The organism is Dietzia sp. DQ11-44 (genome assembly GCF_014145205.1).
Classification (GTDB): domain Bacteria; phylum Actinomycetota; class Actinomycetes; order Mycobacteriales; family Mycobacteriaceae; genus Dietzia; species Dietzia natronolimnaea.
The window spans coordinates 1-1,913 of sequence record NZ_JAALEC010000162.1 but is presented as its reverse complement, the minus strand read 5'-3'; the positions used below and the strand labels follow the sequence as shown (position 1 = coordinate 1,913).

The window sequence follows — 1,913 nt, the reverse complement described above, 5'->3', positions numbered from 1 at the left end:
TGCGCCGCGGCGTGGTGTGGCGACGCTGGCGCAGCGAGTTGTTCGCCGACGGCGAGGGCGGCGACCGCGGTGCCGGTGACCCTGGTGCCGGCGTCCCTGGTGCCGCCGGCCCCTCCCGGACCGACACCGACCTGCTGCCCGGCATCGCCTCCCTGTTCAACGGGGCGCTGTTCACCGCGGACTGCCTGGACCGTGTGGGCGTCCCGGACCTGCGGCTGTTCATCCGCGGTGACGAGGTGGAGATGCACCGGCGCCTGGTGCGCTCCCGACTGCCCTTCGGCACGTGTCTGACGACCGCGTACCTGCACCCGCAGGGGTCGGACGAGTTCAAACCGATCCTCGGCGGCCGCATGCACACCCAGTTCCCCGACGACCCGGTCAAGCGGCACTTCACCTACCGCAACCGCGGCTACGTGCTCACCCAGCCCGGCAACCGGCGCCTCATCCCGCAGGAGATCCTGCGCTTCGGCTGGTACTTCCTGGTCACCAGACGAGACCCGGCCGGCCTGCGCGAGTGGCTGCGTCTGCAGCGGTTGGGCGCGGGCGAGCGGTTCGACAAGCCATGACCGACTGGATCGCCCTGCAGTCCCGGGCCGCCGACCTGTACGACCGGGTCCTGCCGATGGTCACCGACTGGGACGCCGCCACCCCGTGCAGCGAGTGGACCGCCCGTGAGGTGCTGGCCCACGTCGTGGACGAGCAGATGTGGGTCCCGGGACTGTTGGCCGGAGGGACGGTCGACGAGGTGGCCGGGGACCTCGAGGAACCGCTCCGTCGGCTCACCGGGGCCAGCGGCCCCGACCTCGTGGCCTTCTGGCACACCCTGCGCGCGCCGGTGGCCGCCGCGTGGCGGGGAACCCCCACCGACGACGAGGTCCACCTCTCCTACGGTCGGGCGCCGATGGTGCACTATCTCGCGCAGCAGACCTTCGATCTGGCCGTCCACGCCTGGGACCTGTCGGTCTCCCAGGGGGTCGACCTGCCGTGGGGCGACGAACTCGAACGCGCCGTCCTCGACTTCGTCCGGACCGATCTCGCCGACGACCCGGCCCCCGAGCTGTTCTCCGCTCCGCTACCGGGCTTCGACGGAGAAGGGGTCCCGACCCGGCACGCCGCTCTCGCGCGTACCGGTCGGGACCCCTCCGCCTGGCCGGCGGCCTAGAGCTCTGGCCGACGGCCTACCCGGCCTCGCGGAGCGCCGCCATCGGGCACTTCTCGATGGCCTTGCGAGCCCTCTTCTGGAGTTCCTCGGGGACCTCCTCCACGAGCAGGCGCACCACCTCGTCGTCGTCGCCCAGGGCGAAGACCTTCGGGGCGAGGCCGACGCACACCGCCTGCCCCTCGCACCGGTCCGGGTCGATCGCGATCTTCATGGGAAACCTCCTGGTTGGAACACTGTGTACACGGGTGTCACGGCCTGTCGGTGTCAGCTCACCGGCACGAAGTCGACCTTGTCCCGGACGCCACAGTCCGGGCACTGCCAGTCGTCGGGGATCGCCGACCACGGCGTGCCGGGGGCGAAGCCCTCCCGCGGCTCACCCAGCGACTCGACGTAGTGGTGGCCACAGTTGGGGCAGGCATAGGTGCCGATCGGCGAGACGGCGCCGCGGACGGCGTCCACGTCGGGCTCGGGATCCAGGACGGCGGTCGCCGTGGCGGCCGGGGCGGAGGACCGGCTGGTCGCGGGGCTCGCGCCGGTGGCCGACGGGTCGCCGTAGCGGGCGAGGATCCGCTCCCGCTTGGACGGCTGGATGTTGGCCCTGGTGACGTCGCCGTCGTAGTGGTCGAGCACCCGGTGGTCCATGATCCGGCGCCAGATCGGCGGGAAGTAGGCCACCACGATGAGCGCGGCGTACCCGGCGGGGAGCTGCGGGGCGTCGTCGGTGGTGCGCAGGACCTGGTAGCGGCGCATC

Annotated in this window: 3 protein-coding genes and 1 pseudogene; 2 read left to right on the top strand and 2 right to left on the bottom strand. The window is 72.2% G+C overall.

Going from position 1 to position 1,913, the window contains the following annotated elements; translation table 11 throughout:
* Positions 1 to 566 (top strand): annotated as a pseudogene (locus tag G6018_RS05085) (galactofuranosyl transferase); the annotation flags it as partial.
* Positions 563 to 1,162, top strand: coding sequence for a maleylpyruvate isomerase family mycothiol-dependent enzyme (locus G6018_RS05080; RefSeq protein ID WP_179524264.1), 600 nt, complete (start codon positions 563 to 565; stop codon positions 1,160 to 1,162). The pseudogene G6018_RS05085 and the gene G6018_RS05080, both read left to right, overlap by 4 nt.
* A gap of 16 nt (positions 1,163 to 1,178) precedes the next feature.
* On the opposite strand, the gene G6018_RS05075 is transcribed toward G6018_RS05080, so the two are convergent.
* Together G6018_RS05075 and G6018_RS17285 are read right to left on the bottom strand one after the other, a co-directional pair.
* Positions 1,179 to 1,373: a ferredoxin gene (locus G6018_RS05075; protein ID WP_095717092.1), complete on the bottom strand. Its 195-nt coding sequence runs from the start codon at positions 1,371 to 1,373 to the stop codon at positions 1,179 to 1,181.
* A gap of 53 nt (positions 1,374 to 1,426) precedes the next feature.
* On the bottom strand, positions 1,427 to 1,913 hold a 487-nt coding region (locus G6018_RS17285), incomplete at its 5' end, for a rubredoxin (RefSeq protein WP_241731997.1).